General features: G+C 57.7%; 11 protein-coding genes and 1 pseudogene. 5 read left to right on the forward strand and 7 right to left on the reverse strand.

Features of this window, described 5'->3' with window-relative positions; all coding sequences use genetic code 11:
- Positions 1 to 24: 24 nt before the first annotated feature.
- From AB5Y84_RS13240 to AB5Y84_RS13260, 5 genes are all read right to left on the reverse strand, one after another.
- Positions 25 to 1,161: an ISAs1 family transposase gene (locus tag AB5Y84_RS13240; RefSeq protein ID WP_024943479.1), complete on the reverse strand. Its 1,137-nt coding sequence runs from the start codon at positions 1,159 to 1,161 to the stop codon at positions 25 to 27.
- Positions 1,162 to 1,229: 68 nt separating this feature from the next.
- On the reverse strand, positions 1,230 to 2,237 hold the full coding sequence (locus tag AB5Y84_RS13245; RefSeq protein WP_368177127.1) for a hypothetical protein: 1,008 nt from the start codon (positions 2,235 to 2,237) through the stop codon (positions 1,230 to 1,232).
- Between the two features lie 209 nt (positions 2,238 to 2,446).
- Positions 2,447 to 4,813 (reverse strand): YgiQ family radical SAM protein, encoded by a 2,367-nt coding sequence (locus tag AB5Y84_RS13250; RefSeq protein ID WP_368177128.1) that lies wholly within the window; start codon positions 4,811 to 4,813, stop codon positions 2,447 to 2,449.
- A 229-nt stretch (positions 4,814 to 5,042) separates the two neighbouring features.
- A complete protein-coding gene (locus AB5Y84_RS13255) occupies positions 5,043 to 8,159 on the reverse strand; it encodes an efflux RND transporter permease subunit (RefSeq protein WP_368177129.1) in 3,117 nt (1,038 codons plus the stop codon).
- Complete coding sequence (locus AB5Y84_RS13260; RefSeq protein ID WP_368177130.1) at positions 8,159 to 9,208, reverse strand: efflux RND transporter periplasmic adaptor subunit; 1,050 nt, start codon at positions 9,206 to 9,208, stop codon at positions 8,159 to 8,161. The genes AB5Y84_RS13255 and AB5Y84_RS13260 overlap by 1 nt, the downstream gene beginning before the upstream one ends.
- Positions 9,209 to 9,405: 197 nt before the next feature.
- Between AB5Y84_RS13260 and AB5Y84_RS13265 the strand changes: the two genes are divergently transcribed.
- Both AB5Y84_RS13265 and AB5Y84_RS13270 read left to right on the forward strand, forming a co-directional pair.
- Positions 9,406 to 10,944 carry a sensor domain-containing diguanylate cyclase gene (locus tag AB5Y84_RS13265; RefSeq protein ID WP_115521311.1) on the forward strand — a complete coding sequence of 513 codons (1,539 nt, stop codon included), beginning with the start codon at positions 9,406 to 9,408 and terminating at the stop codon, positions 10,942 to 10,944.
- 46 nt (positions 10,945 to 10,990) lie between these two features.
- The gene (locus AB5Y84_RS13270) at positions 10,991 to 11,866 is read left to right on the forward strand and encodes a patatin-like phospholipase family protein (protein WP_005338362.1); all 876 of its coding nucleotides are present in this window, start codon (positions 10,991 to 10,993) and stop codon (positions 11,864 to 11,866) included.
- Positions 11,867 to 11,936: 70 nt separating this feature from the next.
- Here AB5Y84_RS13270 and AB5Y84_RS13275 read toward each other — a convergent pair whose 3' ends face one another.
- Positions 11,937 to 13,277, reverse strand: a complete 1,341-nt coding sequence (locus AB5Y84_RS13275) for an APC family permease (RefSeq protein ID WP_005338365.1) — start codon at positions 13,275 to 13,277, stop codon at positions 11,937 to 11,939.
- Between the two features lie 199 nt (positions 13,278 to 13,476).
- Positions 13,477 to 13,743, reverse strand: coding sequence for a DNA-binding transcriptional regulator (locus AB5Y84_RS13280; protein WP_005338367.1), 267 nt, complete (start codon positions 13,741 to 13,743; stop codon positions 13,477 to 13,479).
- A gap of 258 nt (positions 13,744 to 14,001) precedes the next feature.
- On the opposite strand from AB5Y84_RS13280, the gene AB5Y84_RS13285 reads away from it, so the two are divergent.
- The 3 genes and pseudogenes from AB5Y84_RS13285 to AB5Y84_RS13295 all read left to right on the forward strand — a co-directional run.
- The gene (locus AB5Y84_RS13285) at positions 14,002 to 14,598 is read left to right on the forward strand and encodes a hypothetical protein (RefSeq protein WP_139432703.1); all 597 of its coding nucleotides are present in this window, start codon (positions 14,002 to 14,004) and stop codon (positions 14,596 to 14,598) included.
- A gap of 308 nt (positions 14,599 to 14,906) precedes the next feature.
- Positions 14,907 to 15,929: an OmpA family protein gene (locus AB5Y84_RS13290; RefSeq protein WP_368177131.1), complete on the forward strand. Its 1,023-nt coding sequence runs from the start codon at positions 14,907 to 14,909 to the stop codon at positions 15,927 to 15,929.
- Between the two features lie 114 nt (positions 15,930 to 16,043).
- A pseudogene (locus tag AB5Y84_RS13295) lies at positions 16,044 to 16,171 on the forward strand (IS3 family transposase); the annotation flags it as partial.

Genomic DNA, 16,171 nt, shown 5'->3' on the forward strand with positions numbered 1-16,171 from the left:
CAGGGCGAGAGCGTGAACATATTGTTAAATTGACTTCAATTCAGCCAGCCCTGAATCCAATACCTTTTCCAGATATGGGCTGCTCATGCCCGCAAATTGCTGCTTCTTCCGCAAGCTTGCCTTACGGCTGGTTTCGGCTCGCAGCATGTTTTGCGCCATGTGTCGTGCACAGGCCAATATTTGAGGGGCATCACCTCGATATATCTGGCAGGCATCCTCATTCATCACGACATCCAGAACCCAGTGCAGGCTATTTTCAATTGCCCAGTGCCCTCGTACCGCTGAAGCAAACTGCTCTGGTGTCAGTTCAGCCGAGCTGATGTAGTAGCGATACTCCATCGAAAATTTTTCCATATTTTCAATTCGATAGGATATTGCGACACCGACAGTCTTCAGCGATTTCCACTCTGGAAATTGCTCTGATAGTGCTCCGGCTGGTAACACATGGTACTCGCGGCCATCGATGCGACCGTGCTCTTTCTCGACACTGAGCGTTTCTTCACTCAGCGGCTTCTTGGTCGACTCGGCCAGAGCTGCGCGTACTGCATTATGCAGTGTGGGCTGGTTACCTTTTACCGCCAGCAAGTAGTCGCCACCGCCCTTGACTATGGTTGAGGCTATTCCAGTCTGGCAGCCCATGGCATCGATGGATACCAGGCAGCCTTTTATATCGAGGAGTGCCAGTAATTCAGGAATGGCGGTGATTTCGTTAGATTTCTCATCTGTTTTGACTTGCCCGAGCACCAGACGATTCTCAGCGGCAAAGGCACTGACCATATGAATGGTAGACTGACGACTGTCTCGGTCGTAAGAGCTGCGTAAGGTCTTGCCGTCAATGGCAATCAGCTCACCATCGGTACGTTCTGATGTTGCTTGCATCCAGCGGACGAAGGCGTTCTGGAATTGCTCCGGTTGAATACGGGAGATGATCCTGGCTATGGTGTCGTGAACAGGTAATCCGTTATGAAACAATCCATTACGCTGAAACCATTCCAGATGTGCCTCGCCGAAAAGCTCGATATCTTCCCAACCTTGAGCTCCACCAATAGCAGCACAGACGGTGAGAAAAACCACATCGAAGAAGGGGTACGCGATTTTGGTTGTCTGACGAGGGTCTTCAAGTTCGGAGAAGAATTGGGTAAATGCCGCTTGATGGTTCATGACGAAACTCCCGTAAAAGAGAGTATAAGATCACACCCTGTTCGGTCGGTCAAATCCTCGTGCCCTGCTTAAAAAACGTTCGCGATCTTGCCCTGGGGTAAAACCTTGATGTCATCTACCTTAACATCAGCCTTTGTATTCCTAATAGAAGGGCAAAAATAGATTCTGCATCTATTTCTCTGAGTGCTCACTTCAATAAAGATCTCCTTTAAAGTTGTCTCTTTATGAAGAGATGACTCCGGTAAATATATGCAATGAAAGGTGTTTTCCAATTCGCATTTAGTAAGCGTTGTGTCAGTCGGTGTTGATGATTTACTAGAATACATATATTTATAGTAAAAGTACCTTTTCTCCCAAAAATCCCATACACAATTGTTGTCGCATGATGCAGCTAGCGCACGAAAATCAACAATATTATTTTTAACAATTTTACTATGACATAATTGACAAAAACCATTTTTTACAGGGTGATTTTCATTAGTCTTTAGCATGTTGAAAAATCTAACTATCCTCGGGAGAGTTATAGTAAAACCCCGAGCCCACTCATCGGTTTTTGTACTAATAGATACGCTTTTTTTTCTTTTCGGTTTAAATGCATGAATTATGTCTAGAGGTACTAGCAGTGAGGAGCGATGTTTATTTGTGTCTTTGTTGAACCTATGCACAATAAGATAATCAGCTGTTAAATATTGCTTATTACTCATTGTCACCTTCTCTGTTATTGTACTTTTAACCTCTATATAGTTCCCACTATAATCAACATCATATCCGGCATTGTTTACAGCTACGTAATTGCCTGGAATCAATAATTCAGTTAAAGCTTCACCAACACTGCCCATAACTTCTTTGGTGGAATGGCCATTTTTATTAATCTCAGGCTGCCTACCTGTTGCATATATTGCTTTTGCAACTTCCTTTCTTGCATCAGGAATTGGCATCTTTGATAAAATTTTATTTGACGATATAATCTTATCAAAATCACTTGTCTTTTTTAAAGACTCTATGACTTCCATATGAAATGATAAGAGGACTATATTTTCTTGAAGCAATTTATAAGGAAAATTATCTAAAGCCATTAACTAATCACCGCAATATATGATATATAAACACTGCTTTTATGGTATTAAAATTAACATGCATAATCTATCATGTGTTGGCAAGTTAAAAAACAAAAAAACGATTTAAATAAAATTAAAATAATTCAACTGATTTTAGAGCCTCAATGAGCTAAAAAGGCGACCATCCGGTCGCCTTTTAGTTTCTATCGCTTTCCAATCAGGAAAACTTACCGCGCCGGTCGCTTGGCACCATTTCCTTTGGCCGCAGGCTTGCCGCCCTGAGCGGCGGGTTTGGCTCCCGGCTTGGCGGAGCCTCCGCGGGTCGGGGTTTTACCCTTATGGGCGGGTTTTCCGGCAGGTTTGCTTTTACCCGCACTCTTGCCTTCACCCTGTGCGGTCGGTTTGCCGTTAGCCGCCCCTTTCTGTAGCTGGGAACCCACCGGCTTGCCGCCCGTCGGCTTGTTGCCAGCGCCATTGCCGCGCTGTTGTTGGCCTCTTTGTTGAGACATTGGGCTATGGCGAGTCAGAGCCGGTTTCATGCCCTTGCCGCTGGCGGCTCGCTCGTTGCGCCCTTCCGGCGGCACCAGACAGCCGGGGCCGTTGCCAATCAGGTGGCCCTTGCCCATGGCGAGCAGGGCTTCGCGGATCATCGGCCAGCCTGCGGGGTCGTGGTAGCGCAGCAGCGCCTTGTGCAGGCGGCGACGGCGCTCGCCCTTGGCGACAAACACATCGCCACCGGTGCGGCTCACCTTGTTTAACGGGTTTTTCTCCGTGTAATACATGGTGGTGGCGTTGGCGAGCGGCGACGGGTAGAAGTTCTGCACCTGATCGAGCTTGAAGCGGTTCTCTTTGACCCAGAGCGCCAGATTGACCATGTCTTCATCGGTAGTGCCCGGGTGGGCGGAGATGAAGTAGGGGATCAGGTACTGCTGCTTGCCCGCCTCTTTGGAGTATTTGTCGAACAGCTCCTTGAACTGGTAGTAGCTGCCCATGCCCGGCTTCATCATCTTGGAGAGGGGCCCCTCCTCGGTGTGTTCCGGCGCGATCTTGAGGTAGCCGCCGACGTGGTACTTGGCCAGCTCCTTGATATAGCGGGGGTCTTCGACCGCGATGTCGTAGCGCACGCCGGAGGCGATGAGGATCTTCTTGATCCCCTTGAGGTCGCGCGCCTTGCGATAGAGGTTGATGGTCGGGCTGTGGTCGGTGTCCATATGCGGGCAGATGGTGGGCCACACACAGGAGGCGCGACGGCAGGTCTGCTCGGCCTTGGGGCTCTTGCAGCGCAGCTTGTACATGTTGGCGGTGGGGCCGCCGAGATCCGAGATGACACCGGTAAAGCCCGGCACCTTGTCGCGGATATCTTCGATCTCTTTCAAGATCGACTCTTCCGAGCGGCTCTGGATGATGCGCCCTTCGTGCTCGGTGATGGAGCAGAAGGAGCAGCCGCCAAAGCAGCCGCGCATGATGTTGACCGAGGTCTTGATCATCTCGAAGGCGGGGATCTTCTCGTTGCCATAGGCCGGGTGCGGCACCCGCTGGTAGGGCAGGCCGAATACGCCGTCCATCTCCTCGGTTTCCAGCGGGAAGGCGGGCGGGTTGACCCAGACGATGCGATCGCCGTGAGCCTGTGACAGGGCGCGGGCACAGCCGGGGTTGGTCTCGTGGTGCAGAATGCGCGAGGCGTGGGCGTAGAGCACCTTGTCCTCTTTCACCCGCTCGAACGCCGGCAGCTTCACATAGGTTTTTTCCCACGGCTTGGGTTTGGCCGGCTGCACCAGCACAGGCTGGGCTTCCTGCGCGGCAGGTGCCGATTCGGTGGCGTCATCCGAGCATGGGGCCCCTTCCATATAGGGGTTCATGATGGGATCGATGCGGCCAATCTGGTCGAGCTTGCTCGAATCCACCCCTTTCCAGCCCGGCAGCGGCTCCTTGCGGATAACGGCGGTACCGCGAATATCCTGCATGGTCTCGATGGTCTCCCCCGCCGCGATGCGGTGAGCCACTTCCACCAGCGGCCGCTCGGCGTTGCCGTAGATGAGGATATCGGCCTTGGCATCGAGCAGGATGGAGCGGCGGATGGTCTCGGACCAGTAGTCGTAGTGGGCGATGCGGCGTAAGGAAGCTTCGATGCCGCCGATAACGACGGGGACCTCCTTGAAGGCCTCCTTGCAGCGCTGGGTATAGACCAGGGTGGCGCGATCCGGCCGCTTGCCACCCACATCCCCCGGGGTGTAGGCGTCGTCGTGGCGCAGCTTTTTGTCGGAGGTGTAGCGGTTGATCATGGAGTCCATGTTGCCCGCGGTCACCCCGAAGAAGAGATTCGGTTTACCCAGACGCATAAAGTCATCCTTCGATGACCAGTCCGGCTGGGCGATGATGCCGACCCGAAAACCCTGCGCCTCCAGCATGCGGCCGATGACCGCCATGCCGAAACTAGGGTGATCCACATAGGCATCCCCCGTCACCAGAATGACGTCGCAGCTGTCCCAACCGAGCTTGTCCATCTCTTTGCGGGACATGGGCAGGAAGGGCGCCGTGCCGTAGCACTCGGCCCAATAGCGGGGATAGGAGAAAAGGTTGGGTACCGGCTGCATTTTGAACACCTGGAAAAATTCGGGTCGCGCATTATACCGGTTGCGGCCAAGGGGAGCGATGGCTTTTTGTCCCTATAGATCCCGCGGAATAGGTCGCCGCCCGCAATAGCAAGGGCGCCCGCAATAGCAAGGGCGCCCGCAGGCGCCCTTGTGATGATGGAGGCTGATAACCCGCCCCGCTTGAGCGCGCAGGTCAGGGTTCAGGCCAGGATTGCGGCCAAGGCGCTGATCAGGGCGCCGGAGGGTGCGACTCCCCCGCGCCCTTGGCGGCCAGCGCTTCGTCTACCTGCTGATCCCGTGCCCCTGTCATGCCAGCGTGACGGGCGATCAGATGGTAAATGGCGGGCACCACCAGCAGGGTAACCAGCGTCGCCAACGACAGTCCGAAGAAGACCACAGTTCCCACCGCCATCCGGCTCTCGTAACCCGCCCCCATGGAGAGCATCAGCGGCACAGCGCCGATAATGGCGGTCAGCGAAGTCATCAGGATGGGGCGCAAGCGGCGCACCGAGCCTGCGATGATCGCCTCCTCGAACCCTTCGCCGCGCTGGCGCAGCTGGTTGATGAACTCGACGATGAGGATGCCGTTCTTGGTCACCATACCGATCAGCATGATCATCCCGATCTGGCTGTAGATGCTCATCTCCTGCCCCGTCAGCCAGAGGCCGAGCAGGCCACCGAAGATACCGAGTGGCACCGTCACCATCACCACCGCCGGGGTCAGGGTACTCTCGAACTGGGCCACCAGCACCAGATAGACCACCAGCAGGGCGAGGCCAAAGACCAGCACCATCTCCCCCTGATTGTCGCGGTAATCCTTGGAATCACCGGCGTAATCCACCGTCATGCCGGTGGGCAGGTTGGCGTTGGCCCAGCCATCGAGGAAATCGAGGGCCTCACCCAGGGTGTGGTCAGGGTGCACGTCAGCAGTCAGGGTGATCGCCTTTTGCCGCTGGTAGTGGTTGAGGCGGTTGGCGGTCGCCACCTGCTTGACGGTCGCCAGGGTCGAAAGACTGACCATCTCGCCGTTGGCGGCTTTTAGATAGATGCGACCAAGATCCGAGATGCCGTTGAACTCGGTCTGATTGCCGCGCAGGTAGACGTCATACTCCTCGCCCCTGTCCACATAGGTGGTCTTGCTCGCCCCGCCCAACAGGGTCTGCAAGCTGTTGGCCACGGTGGAGACCGGAATGCCAAGCTGGCTGGCGCTGTCGCGGTTGATGGTCACCTGCAGCTCGGGGGTCTTCTCGGCGTAGTCGAGATCCGGGCTCAGCATCAGGCCGCTGCCCTGCGCCGCCTGTTGCAGCGCCAACCCTTGCTGGTAGAGCTCGGCATAGTCGTTACCCTGCAGCACGAACTGCACCGGCGCGGTGGAGCCGCCGCGGAAACCGGGCTGGAAGGTGCGGATCATCACATCGGGAATGCCGGAGAGCTTGGCACCCAGCGAGCGGGAGAACTCGGTGGCGGTGACGTCGCGCTCGGCCCAGTCGGTGAGCTGGATGATCACCATACCGGTCTGATCGCCGCCACGGCCAAAGGCGGGGGTACTGAAGCTCAGCGCCTGCACCACCCCTTTGCCCAGCATCGGCATGATGGCGGACTCCACCTGCTGCATGTTGCGCTTCATCCGCTCGATGCTGGTTCCCTCTGCCCCCTTGACGAAGACATAGATGACGCCGCGATCCTCGGTCGGGGTAAGGCTGGTCGGCAACTGGGTAAAGAGGGCACCGATACCGCCCAGACATAGCAGCAGCACCAGCGGCGTCCAGCGGGAGCGGCGCAGCACCCATGCCAACAGGTGGCGATAGTGCCCCTCCAGCCAGCCCAGCCCGCGATCGAGCCCGGCGGTGAGCCGGTTCGGTTTATCCAGCGGGCGCATCAGCCAGGAGCCCATGGCCGGGGTCAGGGTCAGCGCCACCAGCGAGGAGCAGAGCACCGCCAAGGAGAGCAATATCGCAAACTCGGTAAAGAGCCGCCCCACCATGCCATCCATAAAGGCGATGGGGACAAACACCATCACCAGCACGGCGGTGGTGGCGATGACCGCAAAGCCCACTTCGCGGGTGCCGTGCCAGGCAGCCAGCAGCGGCGGTTCACCCCGCTGCAGATGGTGGTGGATGTTCTCCACCACCACGATGGCGTCATCCACCACCAGGCCGATGGCGAGAATAAGGGCCAGCAAGGTGATGAGGTTGATGGAAAAGCCGAAATACCAGGCGCCGATAAAGGCGGAGATGAGCGACACCGGCACGGTAATGGCCGGAATGAGCGTGGTGCGCCCCTGCCCGAGGAACAGATAGAGCACCGCCACCACCAGCACGGCGCAGATGGCCAGGGTCTCGTACACCTCGTCGATGGCCTGCTTGATAAAGATGGTGGAGTCGTAATCCACCTCGAGCTTGGCCCCCTCCGGCAGGAAGCGCTGCATCTCGCCGAGTTTCTTCTCGATCCCCTGCGCCACTGCCAGCGGGTTGGCGGTGGACTGGGCGACGATGCCGATACCCAGACTCTCTTTGCCGTTGCGCTGATAGGCGCTGTCTTCGTTCTTGGCCCCCACCGCCACGTCGGCGATATCGGCCAGATAGACGCTCTGGCCGTTGGCGGCTGTGGTGACTTGCAGTTGCTGGAAATCTTCCGCTGTGTGGTAGAGACGGGCGATCTGCACCGCCATGGTCATGGAGTTGTTGCGGATCTCGCCGCCCGGCAGCTCGATATTCTCCCGCTTGAGGGCCTCTTCCACATCGCTCACCGTGATACCACGGGCCGCCATATCCGCAGGGCGCAGCCGCACATACATCACCTGGGTGAGATCGCCGGAGAGCGCCACTTCGCTCACCCCGTCCACCAGACTCAGGGGATCGACCAGCACGCGGTTGGCATAGTCGGTCATGGCGGTGCGATCCATCTGGCTGCTGCTGAAGTTGAGCCAGATCGCCACATCGCCGTTGCCGCTGTCCTTGGTCACCAGCGGCTCGTCCACATCATCGGGCAGCCGGGGCCGCGCGCGGGAGAGGGCATCGCGCACATCGGAGATCCCCTCCACCATGTTCCAGCCGAGCTTGAACTCGACGGTGATCATCGAGCGTCCCTTGCGGGTCATGGAGTTGATGTTCTTGATGCCGCTGATACCGGAGAGCTGATCCTCGATGGGCTTGGTGACCTGACTCTCCATCACCGAGGGGGCCGCCCCCTCATAGGTGGTAGTGATGGAGACCGACGGGATCTGCACGTCTGGCATCTCCCGCACCGTCAACTTGCTGAAGGCGACCAGACCAAACACGGTCAGCAGGGCGCTGAGCACCACCGCCACCAGCGGGCGGCGAACTGAGATATCGGAGAGCCACATCAGCCGTTCACCTCGGCCAGATCGCGCACCTGCACCCCATCACGCAGATTGACCAGCCCCTCGACCACGATGCGATCGCCGACCTTGAGCCCCTCGGTGACCCAGACGGTCTCCCCTTCGGTCTCGCCGAGCACTACAGGCACCCGCTTGACCCGGCCATCGGCCTCGAGACGGTAAACAAAGCGCTGCTCACCGGCGTACTCCACCGACTGGGCGGGGATCAGGGTGAGCTGCTGGGCAGGCAGTGCCAGCTCCACATTGAGCAGCATGCCCGGGCGCAACTGACCGTTGCCATTGGGGAGCATCACCCGCGCCTTGATGTTCTGGGTATCGTTGGAAATGCGGCTGTCGAGGGTGGTCAGGGTGCCGTTGAATTGCTGATCCGGCCAGGCAGTACTGGTGGCGGTGACCGCCATGCCCGGTCGCAGCAGGGAGAGGTAACGCTCCGGCACCGCCAGATCGAGGCGCAGTTTGTCCAGTTCATCGAGATGCAGCAGGGTATCGCCGCTGTTGACCAGCGCCCCTTCGCTCAAGTCAATCAGGCTCACGGTACCGGCAAAGGGCGCCTGCAGGGTACGCAGGGAGAGCTCGTAGCGGGCGGCATCGAGGCGTGCCTGCACCTGGGCCACGGTGGCCTCCTGCCCCTCCAGCTCGGATTGGGTCACGGCGCCACGGGCCACCAGCTTGCGCATATCCCCCAGCTTGCGGTTCTCGTCGCGCAGACTGGCGCTCTGCTCGGCCAGCTCCGCCTGCTGCTTGCCCGCATCGAGCGCGATCAGGGTCTCCCCCTTCGCCACGCTCTGACCAGATTGCACCGCAATTTTGACGATGCGACCGGTCACTTCGGGGCTGATGATGACGGAGCGATTGGCTGCCAGCTTGCCCACCAGCTTGAGGGTCGGCTCGGCCAGACTCTGCTTGACGGTTTGAGTGCGGATATTGACCTGTCTGGTCGGTGCTTTGGCGGCGGGTTCGCTGTGACGCAGCGCCCAGACGCCAGCAACCGCGATTAGAAGAAGGCCCAAGCCGAGCCAGATACGCATTTTCATCGAACAGTCCATGAAGAGTGAGAGGGTAAATCCAGATTGGGGCCATTTTAGCCCCAGACTATGCCGTGACTATGTATAAATGTGACAAAACGTAACAAGAGCGGGATAAGCTCACTCTGTTTCAGGTCGCGCCGTTTGTTTTCACGCCACATCGCATACACTAACGACAATTTCCTTCGCAACCCGACTGACTGCCTATGCCCAAAATGTCTGACCACCGCTTTCTCACACGCCTGACCTGGCTCCTGTTCGCCGTGGTCATCCTGCTGATTGGTCTGACCTTGCGGCAAAGCCTGAAACAGATAGAACGCCTCTACCAGAGCGATACCCTCAACAGCGCCATCTACCTGCGAGATCGGTTCAAACAGACCGAAGTGTTTCTGGAGGCGATGCGCGGGCAGGCCGAAGAGCGACTGCGCAGCGACCCCCAGTCGGTGCTCACCCGCCAGCTCTATGGCCATATCGAGGCGCTGCCAGAGGGGCTGGCCCTCGACAAACTCCCCGGGGATTTACCGGCCGGACTGGCGGGCAACCTCACCGGTGACGGCCCGCTGCCGCCCCCCGGCAGTGCGCGGGAGGCGCAACTTCATTTGGCCCTGAGCCTCTCCCCCTTGTTGTCCACCGCCAGCCAGCGCCTTGGCAGCGAGATCGCCTGGGCCTACTTCACCGGCGTGGACAATTTTATCTACCTCTATCCCTGGATCCCCTCCAGCCAGTTTCGCTTTGCCCGCAGCATCTATGACAAGCACTACTGGCAGGATGCGCTGATGTCACCCAACCCAAGCCGGGACACCATTCTCTCCCGCCCCTACGAAGATTTTGCCGGACTGGGCACCATGGTCACCATGTCCCAGCCTCTCTACAAGGACGGCTCGCTGGTAGGGATGATCAGCATGGACATCCTGCTCTCACGCTTGCAATCGCAGCTCAATCAGCTGGCGCCAGCGCTGGGTGAGTATCTGCTGCTCAATCAGTACCATCAGGTGCTGGCCAGCAGCGCACACCAGCCCGTGGTGCCGCAAGACCCCGAGCCGACCGACGAATACCAGTGGCGGCAAGGGGCATTGCAGCTGACCATGGCAATCCCAGATACCCCGTTGCGACTGGTGCACAACGTCACCCTGCTGCCGCTGGTGTGGGCCATGCTCTGCCAGTCCACGCCGACCCTGCTCGCCATCCTCTTTATGCTGCTGGCTGCCCTCTCCAACCTGAGATCCCACCGCCTCAACCAGCGGCTCAATTACCTCTCCTGCCACGATGCCCTCACCGGCGCCTTCAACCGCCACTATCTGGTGCTGCTGGAACAGGCGGGAGAGCTGTCCCGGTTGCAAGCGGGGATCCTGATGTTCGATGCGGATCACTTCAAACGGGTCAATGACAACTTCGGCCATGCCGTCGGCGATATCGTGCTGATCCGGCTGGTGCAGATCTGCCAGCAGCAGCTTAGACCCACAGACCACCTGATCCGCTGGGGTGGCGAGGAGTTTCTGCTGCTGATTGGCCGCGCTGATGCAACTCAGCTCGGCGAGCTGGCGGAGCGGCTGAGAAAAGCGGTGGCGGATCACGACTGGGCCGCCATCGAACCCGGGCTGGAGGTCACCATCAGCCTCGGCTATCTGCCCCACCAGGAGAACCTTCCCCTGCACGAAGCGGTGCGCCGCGCCGATGTGGCGCTCTATCAGGCCAAGGCCAACGGTCGAAACCGCAGCGAAAGATGGCAGGGTGACGCCTCCTGACTCTCGGAGTAAGCTGAGCCCTCAACCCCTTTTTTGGAGGACTGTCGTGCCACGTAAACCCCGCGTAGGGCTCGCTCTCGGGAGCGGCGCCGCCAGAGGATGGGCCCATATCGGCGTCATCCGCGCCCTTGAACGCCTCGGCATCAAACCGGATTTGATCGCTGGCTGCTCCATCGGCAGCTTTGTCGGTGCCGCCTATGCCGCCGGAGAACTGGATCGGCTGGAAACCTGGGTGCGCGGCTTTACCCGCCTGCAGGTGGTCAGCCTGCTCGACCCGGCCCTCTCCGGCGGGCTGTTTCGCGGCGAAAAGGTATTTGGCCTTGCCGCCAGCCATCTGGGGGATCCCGATCTCGAGAACCTGCCCATCCCCTTCGCCTGCATCGCCACCGAACTCGATACCGGCCGCGAGATCTGGCTGCAACAGGGCCCGCTGCGCCAGTCGGTGCGCGCCTCCTGCGGCATGCCGGGGATCCTCACCCCGACCCGGATCAACGACCGCTGGCTGGTCGATGGTGCAGTAGTCAATCCGGTGCCCATTTCGCTGGCCCGCGCCATGGGGGCCGAGGTGGTGATTGCGGTCAACCTCAACACCGATATGCACCAACCCTGGACCGACGAGCCGGATCAACCCGGCAGCGGCGGCCTGCTCAGCCAGTGGCTCAATCGCGGTGAGTCTGCGCCAGCCACCCCGGGTCTGTGGAGCGTGATGAGTGGCTCCATCAACATCATGCAGGAGCGGATCACCCGCGCCCGGATGGCAGGTGACCCGCCGGAGATCCAGCTCTGCCCGCGCCTTGGCAGCTTCTCCATCATGGATTTTCATCGCGCCAGCGATGCCATCAACGAGGGGGAAGCCTGTGTCGAGCGCAACCTCGATCAGCTCAAGGATGAACTGGGCCGCCTCGGGTTGCTGGGCAGTTAGTTATCTACTTGCTGAGGTTTACACATGAAAAAAGCGCCATTCGGCGCTTTTTTTCAACTCACTTACCCGGTCACTCCTTACGGTAGAAGAGCAACCCGAGCAGAATCACCCCCACAGAGACCAACAGATAGAGTCCCAGACTGGGATTGGTGATACCGCCATACAGAATGATGAGCGCGCCCAGGGTGGCGCAGGTCGGGATCACAAACCGCTTTATCCAGCCCAACTCGGTAAAGGTGCGCATGTACCAGACATAGAGGAACAGATAGAGGCCATAAATCAGCACGATCGGCATCTCGTCCAGGGCGATGTAACGACCGAATGTCTCGTTGATGCTGCAGTACCACAGCACTGAGTAGATCACCGACAACAACGCTGCCGCGAGGGCCGAGTTGATTGGCATATGGTGATGCGGTTCGATACGGCTCATCCACTTGGGGGCTGGACCCTGATTGCGGATCGCCAGCGAGTAGGGAATGCGCATGGTCGCCAGCACCAGACCATTGAGGGTTCCGAGGCAGGAGATAATCACGAACACGGTCAAAATGGTCGAGGCAGTCCCGCCAAACAGGCTGGTTGTCGCGAGATTAACCGCGTTATCCCCTTGCGCCACTATCTCGTCCGTCGGCAAGACGCTGGCGATCCCCAGAAAATAGGTGACGTAGACCACAAAGACTATCAGGGTGCCAATCACCAGCGCTCTGGGCAGATTCTTCTTGGAATCGCGAATTTCGCTGTTGATGGTCACGGCGGCAATCCACCCCTCATAAGCGAAGGCGGTGGCAACCACGGCCGTGGCCAACGTGCCTCCGGTGCTTCCTATCCCATCCATTGCCTGCACAAAGTTGGTCACGGTGACGCCATTGAGCAAGCCTGAAATGGTGCCCACAATGGCAACTAGGATCAGCGGGATCAACTTGATCAGGGTAGAGCCCACTTGCAGCTTGCCCGCCAGGACCGGGGTGTAGAAGTTGATCAGATAGGTGACCGTCATATAGACAGCCGCCAGTATCCAGGTCGCACCAGAGTTGGTCGGATTATCACTGCCGAGCAAGATCATGGTGTACAGAGCGGCGACCCAGGCAAGGATGGCGGAAAGAGGGGCGTAATAGAGTACGCCTTTAAACCACCCCACCAGATAACCAAACATTTTGCCGTATGCCGCTTCGGCATAATCGACGATACCGTTGGACTTTTCGATCCGCTGGGCAAACTCGGCAAACACCAGCGCGCCGAAGATCATCGAAAATGCCCCCAGCGCCCATGCCAGCAGCGCAATGGCCAGATTACCGCCAGTCAGACGCAGTACATCATCGGCCTTGAAGAAGACTCCGGAGCCGATCACCACGCCGACCACCATCGCAATGGCAGTCATCAGGCCATAGCGTTTATCCAACTCATTACTGCTCATACCCATACTCCATACGATTGCTCATATCATCCTGAATGTAATAGTGTTCGGGTGGCCAGATACCACCAGGGTGCCCACTTTTCGGGGCCGCTTATTCTCGTTGGCCTGCATGGATAATTCAAAGCGTGTTAGATCAAAATATCGATCGGCAACCCAAAAAAATACCGCCCGAAGGCGGCATTTCTATTCACATCGATGATCACGCCTTGGCGAGGTCATCCGGGCCAATCTGGCCGATTTCGGCGACTTTCTTGTCTGCCAGCAGCCAGAGGGTGAACTTGTGCAGATCCGGGTGGTGCGCCAGGGCAACCAGGAAGGCGCCCCCAACTTCACGGTAACCCAGCTCGTAGTTTTTCAGCGTGGTGGGAGGAACACCCAGCAAATCTGCAAACTTCGGACGGCTCAAACCGACCGCTTCACGGATCTGACGGATCTTCTTGCCAACAGTGACGATATTTGAATTCATAATGTTCCATACTCCGTTTGGCGGATTTACTCCGCCTTTTATTTTTCGCGACGACTCGTAGTCAAGTGTATCAGTTTTGTTCGGACTCGTTATGGTCGAGCCTCTATCTTATGAGCGCCTTTCGGCGACAACCCTTGCCTTCAAGGGGGGATGGTAATCGCTCAGCCGCCTCAGGTAAACAGTCTCGAAAAGAAACCTTTATTGTGGCCCCCCCAATAACTCGTATAATCCGCCGGATACCCATTAAGAGGAATAAGTATGGCGTTTCCCGGCATTATCTCTCGCCTGCACCCCGTATCCAGCACAGAAGAACTGGCACAACAGCGCCTGCAAGGTGAACAATATCGTGCCGAAGCATTCTGGCTTCCGGCCTTGATGTCCAGCCACGCCAGCGAGCTGCTGGCCGCCCTGCCGGAGAGCTGCAGCCTGTTTCTTGAACAGGCATGCCCGGACCTGGCCCTGCGCAGCCACGACGGCACCCTGCATAACAATGAGCAGCTCATCACGGTAAATGGTCAGGCGATTGCGCTGGCAACCACCCCGGGTGATGGTGGTCTGGTGCCCGAATCGGGCATGTGCGAGATGGCCGACTGGCTGGAGGCGGGACACCGCCACTTCATCTGTTCAGCTGCGGTTCAGCCTGTGGCTCGCGCCATCCTCAACATCTGGCCCCTTGACCCCTATCTGGCCCGACATTTCTTGATGACATTTACCCCCCTGCTGCAGAGCGCAACCCAGGCAGATTACCTTGCGGTCTTTGCCGCCAGAGCGAATCCTGCCAGCCCGCATAGCGATTGGGTTCAGGCTTATATGAAGCTGGAGAAGAAACTGCACAGGGCCTATCTGGATCACTAATTAATCAAAATAAACAGCCAGTTAAGGGCACGACACAATTTGCCACAAGGCTCATTTGTGAGCTTGATCATGTTTTAAAATCGGCATAGAGTGCGCCTCGTCATCGGAATGACATCAGTTGCCTGGCAGTGGTTTCTCACGCATTGCGTGCCATGCCAGCGCACTCGACACACCAGGAGAGTGTGCAACCCGGTTCTGCCGGGTCATCTGCCAGACTCGACGCCAGCCGTACGGCGGAGCCTGCAGCTTACATAAATTACAAAGTGTGAAGCACGTGAATAACGTGCGATCTCAACGAGGATTTTTTTATGATGAAAATGGCTCCTTCCATGATCGCCATCGCCATGGCTGCTCTGGGTGCTACCGCTGCTCACGCCGCTGACGACATCTACTTCGGTGCAGGTGTCGGTGCTGCTCACTTCAATGGTCTGAACAAGATCGATGGCGGCGGTTACGCTGGTACTGAAGATGCAGCTGCAGCCAACGCCTTCGTTGGTTACAACTTCACCGAAAACTTCGGTACCGAACTGGGCTACCAGTACACCGGTCGTGGCAACACCGAAGGTCTGCGTTACGAAAACCAGGGTGCCACCCTGTCCGGTATCGCTCGTATGCCGGTTGGCAACGACTTCTCCCTGTTCGCTGAAGGCGGCGCCTACTGGGCTCACACCGACGGTCTGGGCATCAGCGACACTAAAGTTTCCCCGCTGGCCGGTGCTGGTGTGACTTACAAAGTAAGTGACGCGCTGGATCTGCAAGCTCGCTACCGCTACATGTGGGACGTGGCTGACCTGAACGTTGACGGCACCCATTACAAGTCCAACCAGAGCGTTGCTACTCTGGAAGCGGTATACCACCCGTTCCGTACTTCCTACGTAGCTCCGGTAGCTGCTCCGGTTGTTGAAGAAGCTCCGGCTCCTGCTCCGCAAGTGGTAGAGAAGAACTTCGCCCTGAACTCAGACGTGCTGTTTGCCTTCGGCAAAGACACCCTGAAGCCGGAAGGCGTTGCAGCCCTGAACGGTCTGTATCAGCAAATCGTTGAATTCCAGCCGAAAGATGGCAACGCTGTTGTTGTTGGTTACACCGACCGTATCGGTTCCGACGCTTACAACCAGAAGCTGTCTGAAGCCCGTGCCCGTACCGTTGCCAACTTCCTGGTGAGCAAAGGTATGGCTGCCAGCAAGGTTGCCATCGAAGGTCGTGGCGAAGCCAACCCGGTTACCGGCACCAAGTGCAACGGCGTAACTGCTAAAGCTCAACTGATCTCCTGCCTGGCTCCGGATCGTCGCGTAGAAGTTCGCGTATCTGGCGTACAAGAAGTTCAGCAATAATCTGACCTCGTTCAGATAGTGCGAAAAAAAGGGATGCTGCGGCATCCCTTTTTGTTTGTATTGTCCCGTCCTGAATATGGTTTACACCTTTCCCCCCAATAAATGGAGAGCCCGATGGGACAAGGTGTGAAACGGACACAGCGCGATTACTCGCTGACTTTTAAACTGGCGCTGGTCGAGCAGATTGAAAAAGGCGAGCTCACCTACAAACAGGCTCAGGTGCGTTATGGCATTCAGGGCCG

This window comes from Aeromonas sp. s11 (genome assembly GCF_040907945.1).
GTDB lineage: Bacteria > Pseudomonadota > Gammaproteobacteria > Enterobacterales > Aeromonadaceae > Aeromonas > Aeromonas veronii.